Origin of the sequence: Amaricoccus sp. B4 (assembly GCF_043226085.1) — a bacterium.
Taxonomy (GTDB): domain Bacteria; phylum Pseudomonadota; class Alphaproteobacteria; order Rhodobacterales; family Rhodobacteraceae; genus Amaricoccus.
In genome coordinates, this window is sequence record NZ_CP171225.1 from 362,311 (window position 1) to 381,182 (window position 18,872).

An 18,872-nucleotide genomic window follows, 5' to 3' on the forward strand; every position below is an offset into this window, starting at 1 on the left:
TGTTGACCGCCCGTGGGCGGCTCGTGCCATCGAAAAGGCCACGGACCTGCGAGCCATGCAACGAATGCAAGGCTGCCATGCGATCATTTTGAGGCGAAGGCGGGTGCGATGTTCCCTCAGCCACCCATGTCGGCCCGAGGGGCGGGTGGCGGCAGGGACGTCCGGCGTCAGTCGCTGAAGTCCTCGCGGCGCAGACCGTGCTTCTGCATCTTCTCGTAGAGGGTCTTGCGGGCGAGCCCGAGCGATTCGTAGGTCGCTTTCAGGCTGCCGTCATGTGCGGCGAGCGTCGCGGTCAGCACATCGCGCTCGAATCGGTCGATTCGTTCGGCCAGCGTCAGGCCGCGGGCCGCGCCCGGTGCGGGGTCGCTCTCGATCCCGAGGATGAAGCGCTCGGCGGCGTTCTTGAGTTCGCGAAGATTGCCGGGCCAGTCGCGCGAAGCGACGGCGAGCAGCGTCTCCGGCGGAACCTCCGGCCCATCACGCCCGTGCCGCCCGGCCGCGGCGGCGGCGAAATGCTGGAAGAGGCGCGGGATGTCGCCGCCCCGCGCCCGCAGCGGCGGGATGCGGAGGGTGACGGGGTTCACCCGGTAGAGCAGGTCGTCGCGGAAACGGCCCTCGGCCACCAGTTCCTCGAGGCTCTCCCGCGTCGAGGCGATGACGCGGATGTCGAGATCGACCCGGTCGCCGCCGCCGAGTGGCTCGATGGCGCGGTCCTCGAGCACGCGCAGGAGCTTGACCTGCAGCGCGAGCGGCACCGAGCCGATCTCGTCGAGATGCACCGTGCCGCCGCGGCCGTGCTCGAGCCGGCCGATCCGCGCCCGTGCCGAGCCGGCAAAACCCGCGACATGGCCGAAGAGCTCGGCCTCGGCATGGGCGGCGGGGAGCGCGGCGAGATTGATGGTGATAAAGGGGCGATCGCGGCGGGCGGACAACCCGTGAAGCGCGCGGGCGGCGAGCTCCTTGCCGGTTCCGGTCTCGCCCACAAGGAGGACATCGAGATCGGTTTCCGCCACGGTCCGGAGCTTGCGGCGGAACTCGGTCATCGCGGGCGAGCGGCCGAGGATCATCGCCTCCAGCGGATCGTCCGGGGCGGGCGCCTCCCGCAGGCGGCGAAGTTCGAGCGTGAGGTGGCGCTTCTCGGCCGCCCGGGTGATCGAATGCACCAGCCGGTCGGTTGCGAAGGGCTTCTCGATGAAATCATAGGCCCCGCGTCCGAGCGCCTCGACCGCCAGCGGCACGTCGCCATGGCCGGTGATGAGGATGACCGGCTGATCGGCGTCGATCCCGAGCGCGCCGTCGAGGAGCGCGAGCCCGTCCATCCGCGGCATGCGGATATCGGAGACGATGACACCGGTGAAATCGCGGCCGAGCCGGTCGAGTACCCGCTCGGCGCGCGCGAAGGCCGTGACCTCGAAGCCGCGGAGCTCGAGCGCCTGGCCGACCGAGACGCGGATATCCTCTTCGTCATCGACGAGCAGCACCTCGATCGCGCTCATTCCGCCGCCTCCCGCGTGCCGGTTCCCGCGGCGGGAAGCCGGATGACAAAGCGCGCGCCGCCGTCCGCGCCATTTTCCGCCCGCATGGTGCCGCCGAAATCCTTCACGATGTTGAAGGAGATCGAGAGCCCGAGCCCGAGCCCCTTGCCGACCTCCTTGGTGGTGAAGAACGGATCGAAGATACGGGGCAGGGCCTCCGGCGCGATGCCGGTGCCGTTGTCCTCGACGGCGATCTCGATCTCGCCGCCGTCCCGCCGGAGCGCGATGCGGATCTGGGGTGTCCGGTCCGCGGGAACCGCATCGAGCGCATTGCCGACGAGGTTCATCACCACATGCTGGAGCCGGACCGCGCCGCCGAGCACCGCGAGCCCGGCATCGCCCTCGCGGCGCACCTCCGCCTCGGCCCGTTCGATCCGTCCCTTGAGCAGGCCGAGCGCGTCCGAAAGCACCGCATCGAGATCGACGGGCGTCACGTCGTCCTGCGAGCGGCGGGCGAAGCGGGTCAGGTGTTTCGAAAGCTGGGCCATCCGCTCGGTGAGGCGCAGCACCCGGGCGAGGTTCTCTGCCGCCTTCTGGCCCGCGCCCGCCTCGTAGAAGGCGATGGCGTTCTCTGAATAGGTGCGGATCGCCGTGAGCGGCTGGTTGAACTCGTGGCTGAGGGCGGCCGACATCTGGCCGAGGGCGGCGAGCTTGCCGGCCTGCACTAGCTCGCTCTGGGTCCGCCGCAGGCTCTCCTCGGCATTGCGCCGCTCGGCAACCTCCGCCTCGAGCCGGGCATTCGCCGCGGTGAGTTCGGCGGTGCGCTGCGCCACACGGCGCTCGAGCGCAAGCCGGTCGCGCTCGCGATGCCGCAGCCGCTCGACCAGCCGCTGGCGCCGCTGCCAGAGAAGGGAGGCGAGCGTGAGCAGGGCGAGCGCACCGGCGCCGCCCGTGAGCAGGGCCGAGGTCATGCGACGGTTCACCACGGCGGTGTCGGCGAGCACATGGAGCGTCCAGTCCAGCGTCTCGATGCGGCGGCTGAGATCGACATAGCGGTGCGCGGTTCCGCTGCCGCTGTCGTCGGGGGCGCGGACAAGCTGCTGGGTGCCGTCGAGCCAGGATCCGGCTGCGGCCACCGGGGCGGGGCCAAGCGTCGCACCGTCGAACTGACGCGTCTCGACGATCCGCGCGCGCTCGGCTTCGGCAATCTCTCCGAGCCGCTTGAGGCGCAGGGCCGGGGTTCCGGCCACGACGATGATGCCGGCCTCGTCGGTGAAGAAGGCCTGATGCGGGCCGAGCCGGAGATCCTCCTCGAGCGGAGTGATCGCGATCTTCACCACCACCACGCCGATGATGCCGCGCGCATCGCGAACCGGAGCGCCAAAATAGTAGCCGCGCAGCCCCGATGTCGTGCCGAGGCCGAAGAAGCGGCCGAGCCGGCCTTCCAGGGCGTCGCGGAAGTAGGGCCGGAAGGCGAAGTTCCGGCCGACGAAACTGTGGGCCTCCTCCCAGTTCGAGGCGGCGATGGTCGTGCCGTCGCGGTTCATGACATAGGTGTCGGTGGTGCCGGCGAGCCCGTTCCAGGCTTCGAGCTCGCGGTTGAGGGTCCGGGCAAGCGCGGCATCGCCGGGCGCCTCGAGCGCGGCGGTGACGCGCGGATCTCGGGCATAGATCGGCGCGAGTGCGCTGTAGCGCTCGAACCAGACACGGGCCATGTCGGCCGTCCGGTCGAGCGAGCGGGTACCATCCTCCACCAGTTCGGCCTCGAATTCCCGCGCAAGCGCTTCGTAGCCGATCCAGGCCAGCACCACGAAGGCAATGGCCGCCGCTGCCGCCAGCACCGGCAGCACGCCCGTCTCGCTCCTGCCTTCCCGGACCGGTTGCCGCACTGCCGCGAGGATCCTCCCGTTCGAAAGCCCGGCGGCCCCACCCCCGCGCCGCATCGGGATGGCGAGGGAGCGCGCCGGGCGCGTGTCCGCCCGTCATAGCACGCAATTGGCTGCGGCGCGCAATGGTCCGTGCAGGAGCAACCGTCCAGGATATCCCGTCAATCGAGGATCTTACGAAAAAGTAAGGTCTCCTTCAGCTCGGCCGGATTTCCCCGGATTACACAGTCGGTCGAACGGCACCGTCGCGTCCCGGGTCACAAGACCCCGCCCGACCTGTCGAGGTTCCTTCGCATCCCGGCGGCGTCACCAGGCGAGGTGAGAGCAGGGCCGCGAGGATCTGCCTCGATCTCTGTGTGCCGAAGCTGAACCGGGAGCTCCGAGGACTATGGCTGATCTGCTGCATGAGGGCTGGCACGAACTCCAGGGCAAGGAACCGCCCTCCGCCGGCCTGGCCGCAGAGGCCCGTGGAGTGGGGATCGCGCGACACGGGACATGGCTTGCCCTGCTTGCCTTCGGGGTGGTGGCCGTGGTCGGCATCCTCGCCCGGCCGGTCCTGCCGGTCGATGAGACCCGCTATCTGTCTGTCGCCTGGGAAATGCGCGCCCATGGCAACTGGCTTGTTCCGCATCTGAACGGCGCGGTCTACAGCCACAAGCCGCCGCTTCTGTTCTGGCTTATCAATCTGGTCTGGTCGGTGACGGGCGTTTCCGCCTTCGCGGCAAGGCTCGTCGGGCCGGCCTTCGGCCTTGCCACCATCGCGGCAACGGCGGGCCTCGCCCGCAGGCTCTGGCCGGAGGACGCGGCCGCAGGCGGCCGTGCCGCTCTGGTGCTCGCCGGTTTCGCCGCCTTCGACCTCTACGCCGGGCTCACCATGTTCGACACCATGCTGGCCCTCGCTGTCGTGCTCGGGGTCAGGGCCCTCGTCGCGACGGAAACGCAGCCGCGCGCCTGGATCGGGCTGAGCGCGGCCCTTGCGTTCGGTGCACTCGCGAAGGGGCCGGTCATTCTGGTGCATCTCCTGCCCATCGCCCTCGCCACGCCACTCTGGCGCGGGGAACCCTGGCGTGTGGCCGCCCTGCGGACACTGAAGGCCGTGGCGCTCGCGCTGCTGATGGTGAGCCTGTGGCTGATTCCGGCAAGTTTCTTCGGAGGCCCCGAATATCGCGATGCCGTGCTCTGGACCCAGAGCGCCGGCCGGATTGCCGATCCCTTTGCCCACGGCCGGCCGCTCTGGTGGTTCCTGCCGCTTCTGCCGCTCTTGCTCTGGCCCTGGGCATGGTCCGGCCGGCTCTGGCGCGAGGTCGCGGGGCTCGGGTTTCGCCGGGATCGCGGGCTGCGGCTCGCACTGCTCTGGTCCCTCTCGGCGTTGCTCCTCTTCAGCCTGATTGCCAGCAAGCAGTTGCACTACCTGCTTCCGGCCTTGCCGGCCGTTGCGCTCATCTTCGCCAGAGCTGGTGCGATCAGGGGCGGCGGCCTGGCGGCGGCCGGCCTGCTGCCGCTGACGCTCGGCATCACCCTGCTTGCGCTCGCGCTTGGCTTCGGCCCGGCGGATATGACAGCGCTGGCGCGGCCGGTCTGGGGCAGTCTCCTCCCGGCGGCGTTGCTCCTGGCGCTTGCGGGCGCCGGGTTTGTCCTGAAGGGGCCGCGCGCGGCCCTGCTCGGGCCGGGGCTGGTCCTTGCCCTCGACCTCCTGTTCCTGCATGGGGCCCCGGGCCGGATCTACAATCCCGATCCGATCGCCCGCATCATCGCGCCGCATGATGGTGCGATCGCCATCTGCTCCGACAGATACCAGGGTGAATTCAGCTTTGCCGCCCGCCTACGCGAACCTGTCCTGCCGATCGGCGCCCTTCAGGATGCCCTCCACTGGCTGGACACGACCCCCGATGCCATCCTCGTCTGCCGCATGGACGGCTCTCACCCGGAAACCGGCCCCGCGGCGCAGATCGATTTCAACGGACACCCCTACGGCCTCTGGACCTCCGGCACCGATTGAAATCATGCGCGACGGGCCTTGAGACACCTTCAGGCCGCAGACCTTGGCGTCCCGTCACGACGGACGGGGCCGCGGGAGTCAGGATGGCGCGCCGCGCCGGGGGACGCGGAGAGGTCCGCCCACCCAATCGTCTCCGTCAGGTCGGTTCGATGGGGTTCAGGGTGAAAGCCGGTCGGATCGGTCTTCACCAGGGCACGGTCCGACCGTCGCGTTCGAGATACCGAAGGCCGGGCCTGCCCCTTTGTGCAAGAAGCGTGGTCACGATCTGCGGCACCGTCTCTTCCATGCCGAACGGTGCGGCTGCGCCACCCAGTGCAGTCCGGATCCAGCCCGGAGCCATCAGAACCAGGGTGCGGGAGTCTCCGGCATGGCGTGCGGCGTAGCTGCGCATGTACTGGTTCAGGGCCGCCTTCGAGCCGCGATAGACCTCGTGGCCACCGCTATTGTTGTTGCTGATGCTGCCCTGTCCCGATGACATGATGCCGATCATGCCGGCTGGCGCAACGCACGCCTGCAAGCCTTCGACCACCCGCATCGGCCCGAGTGCGTTGGTGAGCATCACGCGAACGAACTCATCCGTCGTGACCTCCGCGATGGTCTCGTCCTGATCGGTGTTCGCCGTGCCGGCATTGACGAACAGGACATCGATGGTCCGCCCGGAAAGACGGCCGCGGAGGGCGGCGATCTGTTCCCGCTCGGTCACGTCGAGCATCTCGACCTCGACACGCCCCGGGAAGGTGTCGGCCAGCGCGTGCAGCAGGGTATTGCCGGTGCCGCGCACTGTTCCGATAACGGCCCAGTTTCGCCGGAGAAACTCCGCTGCCATGGCATGGCCGAGGCCGCGGGATGCGCCGACGATCAGGATGGTGCCTGCTGTCTCGTTGGGATCGTTCGATGTCATTGGATTGCCTTTCGTTTCCAGTCTCGACAGGCAAGGTGGTCGCATGGTGTGAAATGCACCAGACGCACAGGACGCAAACTGTTGTTGCGCCGGACGCTATGATGAGCCGGCCGGATGGCGTAGGTTCCGGTCATGAACGGTATCGATCTCAATCTGCTTCCTGCGCTCGATGCGCTTCTGGCGGAAGGCAGTGTGACCGGCGCGGCGCGGCGGTTGGGGCTCAGTTCGTCCGCCATGAGCCGGACGCTCGCACGGCTGCGGGCTGCAACCGGCGATCCGCTGCTGGTGCGGGCTGGCCGCGGTCTTGTGCCGACGCCGCGCGCTGTCGCGCTACGCGACCGCGTTCATGCGCTGGCTCGGGAGGCGCGCGACGTTCTCAGTCCGCAGGAGGAGAGGGTCGATCTCACCACGCTCGACCGGACGTTCACGATCCGCGCCAATGAAGGTTTCATCGGACTGTTTTCGGCACCTCTGGTCGCCGCTCTTGCCGAGGCTGCACCGCATGCACGGCTGCGCTTCGCGCCGAAGCCCGCCAAGGATGCCGGCCCTCTCCGGGAAGGTGACGCAGATCTTGAGATTGGCGTGCTCGGGGCGTTCGCGCCGGAGGTACGCACCCACCTGCTGTTCCGAGACCGATTCCTCGGTGTCGTGCGGGCGGGGCATGGGCTTCTGTCGGCTCCGGTGACGCCGGAGGCCTATGCGGCCGCCCGCCATGTCGTGGCATCGCGCAGGGGCCATTTCACCGGAGCGGTCGATGACGCGCTGGAAGCGCTCGGGCTGTATCGCCGGATCATCGCCGTCGTGCCGGGATTTCCCGATGCGCTGCGGATCGCGCGGCAGTCGGATCTTGTCGCGCTTGTCCCGCGATCGTGCCTCGGTGACCCGTCATTGGCGGAAGGTCTGGTTGGCTTCGACCTGCCGGTCACGACGCCGGAAATCGGCATCTCGGCGCTCTGGCATCCCCGCATGGAGGCAGATCCGGCGCACCGATGGTTGCGCGGCATCGTCACCGCCGCTTGTCGGATCCCAGGTGCTTCGGCCTTGCCAAGGGGGCTGTGACCCCCCGGCAGCCTTCGCGAGATCGGAACGGGCGCGGAAAGTGATCGGTGAAAGATCGCCCTGCGGAGTGGCCGATACTTGTCTGGGATGGCGCACCCGACAGGATTCGAACCTGTGACCTCTGCCTTCGGAGGGCAGCGCTCTATCCAGCTGAGCTACGGGTGCCTGAGCGCCTCTATATGCGAGCTTGCGGCGGGCTGCAATCGGCAACAGCGCGGAAAATTCACTTCCCGCGCGATGCCTTTTCCGCAATGCCGGAGCGGCCTTCGCGGCGTTCGAGTTCCTCCATCACCTCGGCCCAGCTGACGCCACAGGCGCGGAGGGTGACCTGGAGGTGATAGAGCGTGTCGGCGGCCTCGTGGACGAGTTCGGCCCGTTCGCCGCGGGCGGCGGCGATGATCGCCTCGACCGCTTCCTCGCCGAATTTCTCGGCGCATTTCGCAGGCCCCCTGGCCAGCATGGCGGCGGTGTGGGAGCTTGAGGGATCGGCGGCGGCGCGGGCCTCGATCGTTGCCCAGAGGCGGGAGAGCGTGTCGGTCATGCGAGCCTCACGGGAATGCCGGCGGCGGCCATGGCGGCTTTCGCCTCGCCGATGGTGTAGGTGCCGAAGTGGAAGATCGAGGCGGCGAGGACGGCGGAGGCGTGGCCCTGGGTCACACCCTCCACCAGATGCTCCAGCGTGCCGACGCCGCCGCTCGCGATCACCGGGACCTCGACCGCATCGGCGATGGCGCGGGTCAGGGGCAGGTTGTAGCCCGCCTTGGTGCCGTCGCGGTCCATCGAGGTGAGGAGGATCTCGCCGGCGCCGCGGGCGGCCATGTCCCTGGCGAAGGACACCGCGTCGATGCCGGTCGGTCTGGTGCCGCCGTGGGTGAAGATCTCCCAGCGGCCGTCGGCGACGGTCTTGGCGTCGATCGCCACGACGATGCACTGGTTGCCGAACTTGCTGGCGGCCTCGTTGACCACATCGGGGGTATTCACCGCCGCGGTGTTGAAGCTCACCTTGTCGGCCCCGGCGAGGAGGAGGGCGCGGACGTCCTCGGGGGTGCGCACGCCGCCGCCGACGGTGAGCGGCATGAAGCACTGCTCGGCCGTGCGGCAGGCGAGGTCGAGCAGGGTGCCGCGCTTTTCCTGGCTTGCGGAGATGTCGAGGAAGCAGAGCTCGTCGGCGCCGGCGGCGTCATAGGCGCGCGCGGCCTCGACCGGGTCGCCCGCGTCGATCAGGTCGACGAAGTTCACCCCCTTCACCACGCGCCCGTCCTTGACGTCGAGGCAGGGGATCACGCGAACCTTGAGCATGGGCGGAGCCTTTCGTTTCAGGCGGCAAGGTAGGCCGTGGCCTCGGCCGGGTCGATCTTGCCTTCGTAGAGCGCGCGGCCGGAGATCGCGCCGTCGAGCGGCGCGCCGCTTTCCTTGAGCGCGCGCAGGTCGGCCATCGAGGAGACGCCGCCCGAGGCGATCACCGGGATGCCGACGGCGCGGGCGAGGGCCGCGGTGGCCGCGACGTTCGGGCCCTGCATGGCGCCGTCGCGCTCGATGTCGGTATAGATGATGGCGGCAACGCCCGCATCCTCGAAACGGCGCGCGAGGTCGGTCGCGGTCACGTCGCTGGTTTCGGCCCAGCCCTCGACCGCGACCATGCCGCCGCGGGCGTCGATCCCGACGGCGATGCGGCCGGGATGGGCGCGGGCGGCCGCGCGGACGAGCTCGGGATCGCGCAGTGCGGCGGTGCCGAGGATCACCCGCGCGATGCCGCGCTCGAGCCAGCGGTCGATCGTCGCGCGGTCGCGGATGCCGCCGCCGAGCTGGGCCGGAATGTCGACGGCGCCGAGGATCGCCTCGACGGCGGCGCCGTTGACCGGCTGGCCCGCGAAGGCGCCGTTGAGATCGACGAGGTGCAGCCAGCGGCAGCCGGCGGCGGCGAAGGCGCGGGCCTGCGCGGAGGGGTCGTCGCCGAAGACCGTGGCCTGGTCCATCTCGCCGCGGAGCAGCCGGACGCACTGGCCGTCCTTCAGGTCGATGGCGGGATAGAGGATCATGGGTGCTACTCCGGGAGGATTCGTGCGCCTGATAGCGCGGCCCTGCGGCGAATGCAAAACCTCGGCGCGGCGACCGGGCAAAAGGCGGGGTCCGGGGCAGGGGTGGTGGGGCGTGAAAACGGGGCGTTTCACCGTGAAATCGAAAAAACGCCTCTGAAATCATTCGATTTTCGTAGTTAACATATCATGAATGCCGCAGGGCCGGCCTTCGGCGCCGGGCGGATCTCGCGGAGCGTTTCACCGCGATCCCGGCATGGATCCCACAGGCCCTCCCGCAGGCCCTCACGCAGGCGTTACGAGGTCGGGGCGTAACGGGGAAAGCGCGGGCTCCGTAACGCCTTGTGACCGCGCCCGCCGGGCGTATCCATGACGCAAGGATCCAAGGACATGATGCGCCCAGAGCCCGCCGCCGGACCGGTTTCGCTGATGACGTCGGAGGATCGCTACGGCCTCGTGACGAGCACGACATGCCCCGAGGCGCTCGCGGCCTTCGAGGCGGCGGTCCACGGGCTCGGCGCGCATCGCCCGAATGCGGGCGTCGATCTCGGCCGGGCGCTCGAGGCCGATCCGCAGCATGTGGCGGGGCTGGCGCTCAAGGGCTTTGCCAATCTCACGCTGGCCCGCGCCGAGCTCCGCCCGGTGGTCGAGGCGGCACTCGAGGCCGCGCGCGGCGCGCTCCGGCGCCGGGATGGCGGCACGCGGGACGAGCGTGTGCTCGTCGAGGCGCTCGGCCATGCCGCGGGCGGGCAGTTCGGGCGCGCGGCGGAGTGCCTCGACGCGGGCTTCGCCGAGCGGCCGGCGGCGTTCCTGCCGTTCAAGCTCTCCCATGCGCTGCGCTTCATGATCGGCGACGGGCCGGGGATGCTCGCGGCGAGCACGCGGATGCTGCAGGCCTGGCGCGAGACGGATCCGGCGGCGGGGTTCCTGCTCGGCTGCCACGCCTTCGCGCTCGAGGAGAGCGGCGCCTACCGGGTGGCCGAAGCGATCGGGCGGCGGGCGGTGGCGTTGCAGCCCGAAGACGCCTGGGGGATGCATGCGGTCGGGCATGTCCATGAAATGACGGGGGATGCGGCGGCGGGGATCGCCTGGCTCGAAGCCGGGCGGCGGGACTGGTCGCGCTGCAACAACTTCTCCTTCCACATGGCCTGGCACCTGGCACTGCTCCATCTCGACCGGGGCGAACACGACCGGGTGCTGGCGCTTTACGATGCCGAGGTGCGGCCCGAGCCGACGGATGACTTCCGCGACGTGGCGAACGCCGTCTCGCTGCTCTGGCGGCTCGAGCGCTGCGGCGTCGCGGTGGGGGCGCGGTGGGACGAGCTGGCGGCGCTCGGCCGGGCGCGGGCCAATGACACGACGCTGATGTTCGCGGCACTCCACCGGCTGATGGCGCTGGTTGCGGCGGGCGAGCGGGTGGCGGCGCGGGAGGCGCTCGAGGCGATCGCGCGCAAGGCGCGGGGGCAGGGCGAACAGGCGGAGATCGCCCGCGCGGTGGGGCTGCCGCTGGCGCGCGCCATTGCCGGCACCGACACGCGCGCGGGCCGCGATCTGGAGCCGCTGCTCCGGCGTCTGCCGCAACTCGGCGGCAGCAATGCGCAGCGCGATCTCTTCGTTCTGGCGCTCGCCGATCTCGCGGGCCGCGATGGCGATGCGGGCGCATTCGCCCGCATCCGGGCGGCGCGGGCGCAGCTCAAGGCCGAGGATACGCTGATTGCCGCCGTGGGGCGGCAGGCGGCGCAGGCGGGGTAGGCCCTCGCGCAGAGCTTTCAGTCTTTCCTTCAACCGCCTGATTCAGGGCGATCTTTCGGAGACCTTCCCATGACCATGATGCCTCAGGCCGCGCCGCGGCCCCTGTTTCCTGTTGCCGGGCGCACGCTTCTTTTCACCGTGCTGCTCTCCGGGCTTGCCGCGGATCTCGTCTGGGAGGTCTGGGCGCGCGGGATCACGCCGCTGCTGGTCGGCGGGCCGCTGCAGCCCGCGGCGCTGGTGCAATCGGTCTTCGGCTTCCGCAACTGGCCGCTGGCCGAGGCGATCCATGCCTTTGTCGGCGTGGTCTGCTATCCGCTCGGCTGGCTCTTCATCGCCCGGCCGCTCCAGCGCGCGCTGCTGCCCGGACTGCCGCTCGTGCTCGCGGGCGCGGGCTTCGGGCTCGGGCTCTGGGTCTTCGCGCTCTATGTGATGGCGCATCTCCTCGCCGGGCTGCCCGCCTTCCTCGGTTTCGGGAGCCTCGCCTGGGCCTCGCTCGCGGGCCATCTGCTCTTCGGGATCACGGTGGCGCTCGTCTCGGGCTGGCGCGAGCGGCAGGCCGGCGGGATGCGCTGAGCCCTGCGGCGCTGCGGCGCTGCGGCTCTTTATCCCGCGCCGCCGGTGGGCTAGGGCTTGGGCCGAGGTCTTTTGCAAGTGCGAGTGTCCGCGGCCATGCCCATGCCCGATCCGTCCCAGCTTCTTCCCTTTCTCGGCCTGCTCATCGCCATCGGCGCGCTGGCCGGGATCGTTGCAGGTCTGCTCGGGGTCGGCGGCGGCATCATCCTGGTGCCCGCCTTCCTCTACACCTTCATCGCGCTCGGCTATGACGGGCCGCAGGTGATGCAGGTCTGCCTCGCGACCTCGCTGGCGACCATCGTCTTCACCTCGGCCCGGTCGCTCAGGAGCCACAACCGCAAGGGCGCGGTGCGCTGGGACATTCTCAAGGCCTGGGCGCCGGGGATCGCGGTGGGGGCGCTTGTCGGCGTCTTCGCGGCGAGCGGGCTCAAGACCGCCTCGCTCATGATGATCTTCGGCGTGCTCGGCACGCTCGTCGGGCTCTATATCGGCTTCGGCCGCGAGAGCTGGCAGCTCGGCACCGAGATGCCGCGCGGGATCGGCCGGGCCGTCACCTCGGCGGCGATCGGCTTCATCTCGGTGCTGATGGGGATCGGCGGCGGCAGTTTCGGGGTGCCACTGATGCGGCTTTATGGCGTGAAGATCCACAATGCGGTGGCGACGGCCTCGGGCTTCGGGCTGGTGATCGCGCTGCCCTCGGTCACGGCGTTCCTGTTCACGGGCTGGGATGCGCCGGGCCGGCCGCCCTTCACGGTCGGGCTGGTGAACCTGCCGGCGTTCCTGGTCGTGGTGGCGGTCACCATGGTGACGGCGCCCTGGGGGGTGCGGCTTGCCCATGCGCTCGATCCCAAGCCGCTGCGGCGGGTCTTTGCCGCCTTCATCATCCTTACCGCGCTCAACATGCTGCGAAAGGCGCTCGGCGGCTGAGGCGGGATTGCGCGCGGGGCCGGGCAGGGCGCGCGGGCGCCTCTTGCCCGGCCCGGGGCGGCACGATAAGGCGTGCGAATGAGACTTCTTTTTCTTGGTGACGTGATGGGCCGCGCGGGGCGCAAGGCGGTGAGCGAGACGCTCCCGCGCCTGCGCAAGGACTGGCGGCTCGACTTCGTGGTGGTCAACGGCGAGAACGCCTCCGGCGGCATGGGGCTGACGGCGGCGCATGCCCAGTTGCTGCTCGAAGCGGGTGCGGACTGCCTCACGCTGGGCGATCACGCCTTCGATCAGCGCGACATGCTCTCGCATGTGGAGCAGGACCGGCGGGTGCTGCGGCCGGTGAACTATGCCAAGACGGCGCCGGGCAAGGGCGTGCGGCTCTTCGATGCGCCGGGCGGCCGCAAGGTGCTCGTGGTGCAGATCCTGGGGCAGGTCTTCATGAAGCGGCCCTTCGACGATCCGTTCTCCGCCGTCGATGCCGCGCTGCGCGAGGCGCCGCTCGGCCGGGTGGCGGATGCGGTGATCGTCGATTTCCACGCCGAGGCGACCTCGGAGAAGATGGCGATGGGGCACTGGTGCGACGGGCGGGCGAGCCTCGTCGTCGGCACCCACACCCATGTGCCGACGGGCGATGCGCAGATCCTCGCCAAGGGCACCGGCTATCTGACCGATGCCGGCATGTGCGGCGATTACGACAGCGTCATCGGCATGGACAAGCTCGAGCCGATCACCCGGTTCGTCACCGGCATGACGAAAGCGCGCTTCACGCCGGCCAATGGCGAGGCGACGCTTTCGGGCATCTTCGTCGAGACCGAGGCGGGCACCGGGCGGGCGCTCCGCGTGGTGCCGGTGCGGGTCGGCGGGCGGCTCGCGCCGTCGGGGCCGGTGGAGCAGGGGTGATTGAACTGCCACGCAGGTGCGGCCGCGAGCGCGGCGGCATCAGGTGCCCTTGAGTGCGCCGCGGCGTTGGGGCAAGGTGGCCGACGGTCTTGTGGCCCGGAGATCCGGGTATGGTGGGTATGTACTGGGGGAGTCACGGGTGACGGCCTTGTTGAGCCACGAAATGTTTGCGCCGATCTACACGCTGGTCGTGCTGGTGGTGATGTTCGGCCTCTTCGTCCGGGAGGTCTATCCGCCGGAGGTGACGGCGATGGGGGCGGCGGTGGCGCTGCTGGTGGCGGGTGTGCTGCCGGTGGACGATGTGCTGGAGGTCTTCGCAAACCCCGCGCCCTGGACGATCGCGGCGATGTTCATCCTCTCGGGCGGGCTGATCCGCACGGGGGTGCTCGCCAATCTCTCGCTGCTCGTCACGCGCCATGCGACGGAGCGACCGCGACGAACGCTCGCGGCGCTGGCGATCGTGACGGCGGGCGCGTCGGCCTTCATGAACAACACGCCCATCGTGGTCGTGATGATCCCGATCGTGATCCAGCTGGCGCAATCCTTCGGGCTCGCGCCCTCCAAGCTGCTGATTCCGCTCTCCTATATCACGATCATGGGCGGGCTCTGCACGCTGATCGGGACCTCGACGAACCTGCTCGTCGACGGGGTGGCCCGCCGTTCGGGGCTCGAGCCCTTCACGCTCTTCGAGATCGCGCCGCTCGGTGTGATGCTTGCGCTCATCGGCATCGTCTATCTGGCGACCATTGGGCGCTACCTGCTGCCGGACCGGGATTCGATGGCCGATCTGCTCGGGCCGCGCAAGCGGATGCGCTTCTTCACCGAGGTGGTGGTGCCGGAGGGCTCGCCGCTCATCGGCCAGCGGGTGATGGATGTGGCGCTCTTCAAGCATGAGGGCACACGGGTCATCGACCTGCTGCGCGGCGACGAGTCGCTGCGGCGGGATTTTCCCGACGTGACGCTGGGCGAGGGCGACCGGGTGGTGCTGCGCACCGACATGAAGGAGCTGCTCGGGCTCAAGGATTCGAACAAGGTGACGCTGGTGGACCGGGTCGGGTCGAAGACGACGACCACGGTCGAGGCGCTGATCTCGCCCGATTGCAAGCTCGTCGGCCGCTCCCTCGGGAGCCTGAGGCTGCGCCGCCGCTACGGCGTCTATCCCCTTGCCGTCCATCGCAGAAACCAGAACATCGGCCGGCAGCTCGACGATGTGGTGGTCCGGGTCGGGGACACGCTGCTGCTCGAGGGGGCGCCGGAAGACATCCGGCGGCTCGCCTCCGAGGTCGATCTCGTCGACATCTCCGAACCGAGCGAACGTCCCTACAAGCGCGGCTGGGCGCCGCTCATGGTGGGGATTCTCGCCGCGGTGGTGGGGCTTGCCGCCTTCAATGTCGCGCCGATCCACATTCTGGCGCTGGTGGGCGTCGCCGCGGTGCTGCTGATCCGGATCATGGACACCGACGAGTGCTATGCGAACGTGAACGCCCAGCTCATGACGCTGATCTTCGCGATGCTGGCCGTCGGGGCAGGGCTCGAGAATTCAGGCGCGATGGATCTCATCGTGGGGGCGATTGCCCCGACCCTGCGGGAGCTGCCGCCGATCGTCGTGCTCTTTGCGCTCTATGGCATGTCGATGCTGCTGACCGAGATCGTGACCAACAATGCGGTGGCGGTGGTCATCACGCCGCTTGCCATCACGCTCGCCCACGAGCTCGGGCTCGACCCGCGGCCGCTGGTGGTGGCGGTGATGTTCGCGGCGTCGGCGAGCTTCTCGACGCCGATCGGCTACCAGACCAACACGCTGGTCTACGGGCCGGGCGGCTATCGGTTCACCGACTATTTCCGCGTCGGCATTCCTCTCAACCTCCTGATGTGGGTCGCATCCTGTCTTCTCATCCCGGTCTTCTGGCCGCTGGTGCCCGCATGACGGGCGCCCCTGCGTCTCTCGGGGGTTGATGACGGGGCCTGCGCCAGCCTATAAGGCGCGCCATCCATCTTCAGATATCCAACGGAGCATCCCATGGCCGGGCATTCCAAATGGGCCAACATCCAGCATCGCAAGGGGCGCCAGGATGCGGCGCGCTCGAAGCTGTTCTCGAAACTTTCCAAGGAGATCACCGTCGCCGCCAAGATGGGCGATCCCGATCCGGACAAGAACCCGCGCCTGCGCCTCGCCGTGAAGGAGGCCAAGGCCAGCTCGATGCCCAAGGACAATATCGACCGGGCCATCAAGAAGGCCGCCGGTGGAGATGCGGAGAACTACGAGGAAATCCGCTACGAGGGCTACGGGCCGAACGGGGTGGCGATCATCGTCGAGGCGATGACCGACAACCGCAACCGCACCGCCTCGAACGTGCGCTCGACCTTCACAAAGCGCGGCGGCAATCTCGGCGAGACCGGCTCGGTGAGCTTCATGTTCGACCGCAAGGGCCAGATCGTCTATGCGGCCGCCGCGGGTTCCGAGGATGACGTGATGATGGCCGCGCTCGAGGCCGGGGCCGAGGATGTGGAGAGCGGCGAGGAGGAGCACGTGATCTGGTGCGCCGACACCGATCTCAACGATGTCTCGACCGCGCTCGAAGCTGTGCTCGGCGAGGCGGAGAGCACGAAGCTCGTCTGGCGGCCGCAGACCACCACCGAGCTCGATCTCGACGCGGCGCAGACGCTCATGGGCCTCATCGAGGCGCTCGAGGACGATGACGACGTGCAGACCGTGACGGCGAATTTCGAGATTTCGGAAGAGGTCATGGCTCAGCTCTGAGCCCGGCGCGATCCGGCCGCTTCGCCGAATACCGGGCGGGGCGGTTCACGGACTTGTCAAATCCGACGAAAGTAGTCGCGAAAAATTCAGTTTACTCTGTGTAGGGGATTGGCCATCTCCACAATTCCTGTCAAGTTGAAGAACGGGCGGGGTAGGCAAGAATGGCGAACAGACATGAACTGGCGAAGGTTTTACGCCGTATTCGGGGTCTTTGTCCTCGCGCTCGCGCCCGTATCGGCAAAACCGTCGCTTGTGAGCGGCACTGCGAGCTACCGGGAGACGATCACACTGCCCACCGAAGCGGTATTCGAGGCACGGCTGCTCGACATCACGCTCGCGGACACGCTTCCGGTCGAGCTCGGGCGCGTCTCGATTGCCGGGCCCGGCGGGCCGTCGATCCGTTTCACGATCCCGTTTGATCCGAATTCGATCCTGGAGGATCACGTCTATTCCGTGCGCGCCACGGTGGAGGTCGCGGGGCGGCTGCGCTTTACCTCGGACACGATCTATCCGGTGCTGACGGGCGGCGCCTCGGATCATGTCGATGTCGGCATGGTGATGCTGGCGGCGCGGAACGGCGATCTGCTCGGACTGCGCGGCGAGACCGGCGTCTTCGTGGCCCAGGCGAGCGGCACGGCGGTGGATGCCACGCCCGAGGCCGCGATGACCGGCCAGGGCGAAGCGACGGACGCGGCGGTGCCGAAGCCGGAGCGCGAGCCGTCGATGCAGGGTCTCGTGACCTATGCCGCGGATGGCGCGAGTTTTCAGCAATGCAGCAGCGGCATGACCTTTCCGATTTCGGAGGAAGGCGATTACGCCGCGCTCGAGCATGCCTATCTCGCCGCAGGGCGCGAGCCGGGGCTGTCGATCTTTGCGACCTTCGACGGCGACCTCGAGCAGCGCCCCGGCACGGACGGGAGCGGCGACGAGAAGGACGTTGTGGTGGTCAATCGCTTCATCGGGGTCTGGCCGGACGTGTCCTGCGATCGTGCGACGCGGGAGGTGGGGCTGACCAACACCTACTGGAAGATCCTGAAGCTCGGGGAGACCGAGATCCAGGTGCCGGAGGGCGGCAAGGATCCGCATCTGATCCTGCTCGGGGACGACGAGGACAGGTTTACGGCCACGGTGGGGTGCAACCAGATTCTGGGCAGCTATTCGGTGGACGGTGACGCGATTTCCTTCGGCAAGGGGGCGGCGTCGACGCGGATGGCCTGTCCGCCGCCGCTGGACGGATGGGAGAGGCTGCTGGCGGACACCATCCTGCAGGCCCGGCGGTGGACGATCTCCGGCGACAAGATGTGCCTTGTCGACGAGACGGGCGCGGTGATCGCCGAGTTTCAGGCCGTATCGCTCAACTAGGGCCGGGTCCGGGCGGGTGGCGGCCTGTGGCGGCATCCCGGTGGCGGAAAGGCGCGGCGCGGGTGGCAGGACGGCCTGTATCGGCCCGCAGCGATGGCCATCCGGCAGGGTTGCAAGCTTCCTTCGGGCCTATGAGAAGATCCCGGCCGGGAATGGGATAAGTGTCGTATAACGAAGATTATGTTATATATGGGCGCAGGCCGGTTCTGATCGCCGGTCCGACCGCCAGCGGTAAATCCGAGCTGGCGATGCGTATTGCCGAGCGTGACGACGGCTGTGTGATCAATGCCGATGCGCTGCAGGTCTACGATTGCTGGCGCGTGCTGTCGGCGCGGCCCTCCGAGGCCGACTGTGCCCGGGTGCCGCACGCGCTCTACGGCACGGTCGATGCCCGCACGCGGCACTCGGTCGGCGCCTGGCTGCGCGACGTTGCGGCGCTGCTCGAGCGGCTTGCGGCCCGTGGCCAGCGTCCGGTGATCGTCGGCGGCACCGGGCTTTATCTCTCGGCGCTGACCGAAGGACTGGCCGAGATCCCGGAGATCGATCCGGAGGTGCGCGCGGATTCTCAGAGGCGCATCGACAGCGGACTCCTCAGCGGCATGCTGAGCGAGCTTGCCGCCAGAGACCACCGTACGTACGGGCGCATGGACCGGGCCAATCCTGTGCGCGTACAGCGGGCCTGGGAGGTGCTTGTCAGCACGGGCCGTCCCCTCTCCTCCTGGCAGGACGAGACGCCGCCGCCGTTGCTGCCGCGCGCGGCCTGCGATGCGATCGTTCTGAGCCCGGAGATCCCGGTGCAGCACCGTGCCGTCGAGGCGCGGTTCCGGCGGATGGTGCCCGAGGGTGCGCTGGCGGAATGCCGGGCGTTCCTGGCGGCCGGCACGCCGCGCGATCTGCCGTCGGCCCGCGCGCTCGGCGCCGAGCAGCTCTTCGCCCATCTCGACGGCGCGATCGACCTCGAGACGGCGATCCTCGAGGCCGTCATTGCGACGCGGCAGTTTTCCAAGCGCCAGCGGAGCTGGTTCCGTGGCCGGATGGCGGACTGGCGCTGGCTCTCGCCCGGCACGGACGACCTGCTCGCTGCCGTGCCGCCGGATCGCCCGCTCGCGCAATGATTGCATGCGCGCCGCGATCTTGCGCTCGGCGCGAATCCGCCCATTAAGCCAATGAAACTGTTAGCTTCTTGATTGTCTCACCGCCGGATGATTTCGGTGGCCGGTCGAAGTTTGGCCGGAGCC

General features: G+C 69.0%; 16 protein-coding genes and 1 tRNA gene. 10 read left to right on the top strand and 7 right to left on the bottom strand.

Features of this window, described 5'->3' with window-relative positions:
- Positions 1–167: 167 nt before the first annotated feature.
- Positions 168–1,496, bottom strand: coding sequence for a sigma-54 dependent transcriptional regulator (locus tag ACF66B_RS01755; protein ID WP_111428542.1), 1,329 nt, complete (start codon positions 1,494–1,496; stop codon positions 168–170).
- On the bottom strand, positions 1,493–3,364 hold the full coding sequence (locus ACF66B_RS01760) for an ATP-binding protein (protein WP_162683154.1): 1,872 nt from the start codon (positions 3,362–3,364) through the stop codon (positions 1,493–1,495). Before ACF66B_RS01760 ends, ACF66B_RS01755 begins: the two co-directional genes overlap by 4 nt.
- A gap of 385 nt (positions 3,365–3,749) precedes the next feature.
- Between ACF66B_RS01760 and ACF66B_RS01765 the strand changes: the two genes are divergently transcribed.
- Positions 3,750–5,360, top strand: coding sequence for a glycosyltransferase family 39 protein (locus ACF66B_RS01765; RefSeq protein WP_111428540.1), 1,611 nt, complete (start codon positions 3,750–3,752; stop codon positions 5,358–5,360).
- Between the two features lie 184 nt (positions 5,361–5,544).
- Here the strand turns inward: ACF66B_RS01765 and ACF66B_RS01770 are convergent, their stop codons facing one another.
- Positions 5,545–6,261, bottom strand: coding sequence for an SDR family oxidoreductase (locus ACF66B_RS01770; protein WP_111428539.1), 717 nt, complete (start codon positions 6,259–6,261; stop codon positions 5,545–5,547).
- A gap of 132 nt (positions 6,262–6,393) precedes the next feature.
- Between ACF66B_RS01770 and ACF66B_RS01775 the strand changes: the two genes are divergently transcribed.
- On the top strand, positions 6,394–7,320 hold the full coding sequence (locus ACF66B_RS01775; protein ID WP_111428538.1) for a LysR family transcriptional regulator: 927 nt from the start codon (positions 6,394–6,396) through the stop codon (positions 7,318–7,320).
- Positions 7,321–7,408: 88 nt separating this feature from the next.
- Here the strand turns inward: ACF66B_RS01775 and ACF66B_RS01780 are convergent.
- From ACF66B_RS01780 to hisA, 4 genes are all read right to left on the bottom strand, one after another.
- Positions 7,409–7,485 (bottom strand) — tRNA-Arg (locus ACF66B_RS01780).
- Positions 7,486–7,543: 58 nt separating this feature from the next.
- A complete protein-coding gene (locus tag ACF66B_RS01785) occupies positions 7,544–7,861 on the bottom strand; it encodes a phosphoribosyl-ATP diphosphatase (RefSeq protein WP_111428537.1) in 318 nt (105 codons plus the stop codon).
- Positions 7,858–8,619 carry an imidazole glycerol phosphate synthase subunit HisF gene (gene hisF, locus ACF66B_RS01790; protein WP_111428536.1) on the bottom strand — a complete coding sequence of 254 codons (762 nt, stop codon included), beginning with the start codon at positions 8,617–8,619 and terminating at the stop codon, positions 7,858–7,860. The genes ACF66B_RS01785 and hisF overlap by 4 nt, the downstream gene beginning before the upstream one ends.
- Before the next feature lie 17 nt (positions 8,620–8,636).
- Positions 8,637–9,359 carry a 1-(5-phosphoribosyl)-5-[(5-phosphoribosylamino)methylideneamino]imidazole-4-carboxamide isomerase gene (hisA, locus tag ACF66B_RS01795; RefSeq protein WP_111428535.1) on the bottom strand — a complete coding sequence of 241 codons (723 nt, stop codon included), beginning with the start codon at positions 9,357–9,359 and terminating at the stop codon, positions 8,637–8,639.
- Between the two features lie 387 nt (positions 9,360–9,746).
- On the opposite strand from hisA, the gene ACF66B_RS01800 reads away from it, so the two are divergent.
- The 8 genes from ACF66B_RS01800 to miaA all read left to right on the top strand — a co-directional run bounded on the left by ACF66B_RS01800 (position 9,747) and on the right by miaA (position 18,749).
- On the top strand, positions 9,747–11,108 hold the full coding sequence (locus tag ACF66B_RS01800; protein WP_392663817.1) for a tetratricopeptide repeat protein: 1,362 nt from the start codon (positions 9,747–9,749) through the stop codon (positions 11,106–11,108).
- Between the two features lie 69 nt (positions 11,109–11,177).
- Positions 11,178–11,681, top strand: coding sequence for a hypothetical protein (locus tag ACF66B_RS01805; RefSeq protein ID WP_111428534.1), 504 nt, complete (start codon positions 11,178–11,180; stop codon positions 11,679–11,681).
- 102 nt (positions 11,682–11,783) lie between these two features.
- Positions 11,784–12,608 (top strand): sulfite exporter TauE/SafE family protein, encoded by an 825-nt coding sequence (locus tag ACF66B_RS01810; RefSeq protein WP_111428931.1) that lies wholly within the window; start codon positions 11,784–11,786, stop codon positions 12,606–12,608.
- A 78-nt stretch (positions 12,609–12,686) separates the two neighbouring features.
- A complete protein-coding gene (locus ACF66B_RS01815) occupies positions 12,687–13,511 on the top strand; it encodes a TIGR00282 family metallophosphoesterase (RefSeq protein ID WP_111428533.1) in 825 nt (274 codons plus the stop codon).
- Between the two features lie 163 nt (positions 13,512–13,674).
- Positions 13,675–15,438, top strand: a complete 1,764-nt coding sequence (locus ACF66B_RS01820) for an SLC13 family permease (protein WP_111428532.1) — start codon at positions 13,675–13,677, stop codon at positions 15,436–15,438.
- A gap of 93 nt (positions 15,439–15,531) precedes the next feature.
- Entirely contained in the window at positions 15,532–16,272 is a 741-nt protein-coding gene (locus tag ACF66B_RS01825) for a YebC/PmpR family DNA-binding transcriptional regulator (protein WP_111428531.1), read from the top strand.
- Positions 16,273–16,446: 174 nt separating this feature from the next.
- Positions 16,447–17,634: a YbaY family lipoprotein gene (locus tag ACF66B_RS01830; protein ID WP_111428530.1), complete on the top strand. Its 1,188-nt coding sequence runs from the start codon at positions 16,447–16,449 to the stop codon at positions 17,632–17,634.
- 161 nt (positions 17,635–17,795) lie between these two features.
- Positions 17,796–18,749, top strand: coding sequence for a tRNA (adenosine(37)-N6)-dimethylallyltransferase MiaA (miaA, locus tag ACF66B_RS01835; protein WP_111428529.1), 954 nt, complete (start codon positions 17,796–17,798; stop codon positions 18,747–18,749).
- The last annotated feature ends 123 nt before the right edge of the window (positions 18,750–18,872 follow it).

Excerpts from the sequence above, each read along its gene's own strand:
- ACF66B_RS01815 (WP_111428533.1), top strand. The coding sequence starts at position 12,687 with ATGAGACTTCTTTTTCTTGGTGACGTGATGGGCCGCGCGGGGCGCAAG.
- ACF66B_RS01785 (WP_111428537.1), bottom strand. The coding sequence starts at position 7,861 with ATGACCGACACGCTCTCCCGCCTCTGGGCAACGATCGAGGCCCGCGCC.
- ACF66B_RS01820 (WP_111428532.1), top strand. The coding sequence starts at position 13,675 with ATGTTTGCGCCGATCTACACGCTGGTCGTGCTGGTGGTGATGTTCGGC.
- ACF66B_RS01755 (WP_111428542.1), bottom strand. The coding sequence starts at position 1,496 with ATGAGCGCGATCGAGGTGCTGCTCGTCGATGACGAAGAGGATATCCGC.
- ACF66B_RS01770 (WP_111428539.1), bottom strand. The coding sequence starts at position 6,261 with ATGACATCGAACGATCCCAACGAGACAGCAGGCACCATCCTGATCGTC.
- ACF66B_RS01830 (WP_111428530.1), top strand. The coding sequence starts at position 16,447 with ATGAACTGGCGAAGGTTTTACGCCGTATTCGGGGTCTTTGTCCTCGCG.
- ACF66B_RS01805 (WP_111428534.1), top strand. The coding sequence starts at position 11,178 with ATGACCATGATGCCTCAGGCCGCGCCGCGGCCCCTGTTTCCTGTTGCC.
- ACF66B_RS01765 (WP_111428540.1), top strand. The coding sequence starts at position 3,750 with ATGGCTGATCTGCTGCATGAGGGCTGGCACGAACTCCAGGGCAAGGAA.
- ACF66B_RS01810 (WP_111428931.1), top strand. The coding sequence starts at position 11,784 with ATGCCCGATCCGTCCCAGCTTCTTCCCTTTCTCGGCCTGCTCATCGCC.
- ACF66B_RS01775 (WP_111428538.1), top strand. The coding sequence starts at position 6,394 with ATGAACGGTATCGATCTCAATCTGCTTCCTGCGCTCGATGCGCTTCTG.
- ACF66B_RS01825 (WP_111428531.1), top strand. The coding sequence starts at position 15,532 with ATGGCCGGGCATTCCAAATGGGCCAACATCCAGCATCGCAAGGGGCGC.
- hisF (WP_111428536.1), bottom strand. The coding sequence starts at position 8,619 with ATGCTCAAGGTTCGCGTGATCCCCTGCCTCGACGTCAAGGACGGGCGC.
- hisA (WP_111428535.1), bottom strand. The coding sequence starts at position 9,359 with ATGATCCTCTATCCCGCCATCGACCTGAAGGACGGCCAGTGCGTCCGG.
- ACF66B_RS01800 (WP_392663817.1), top strand. The coding sequence starts at position 9,747 with ATGATGCGCCCAGAGCCCGCCGCCGGACCGGTTTCGCTGATGACGTCG.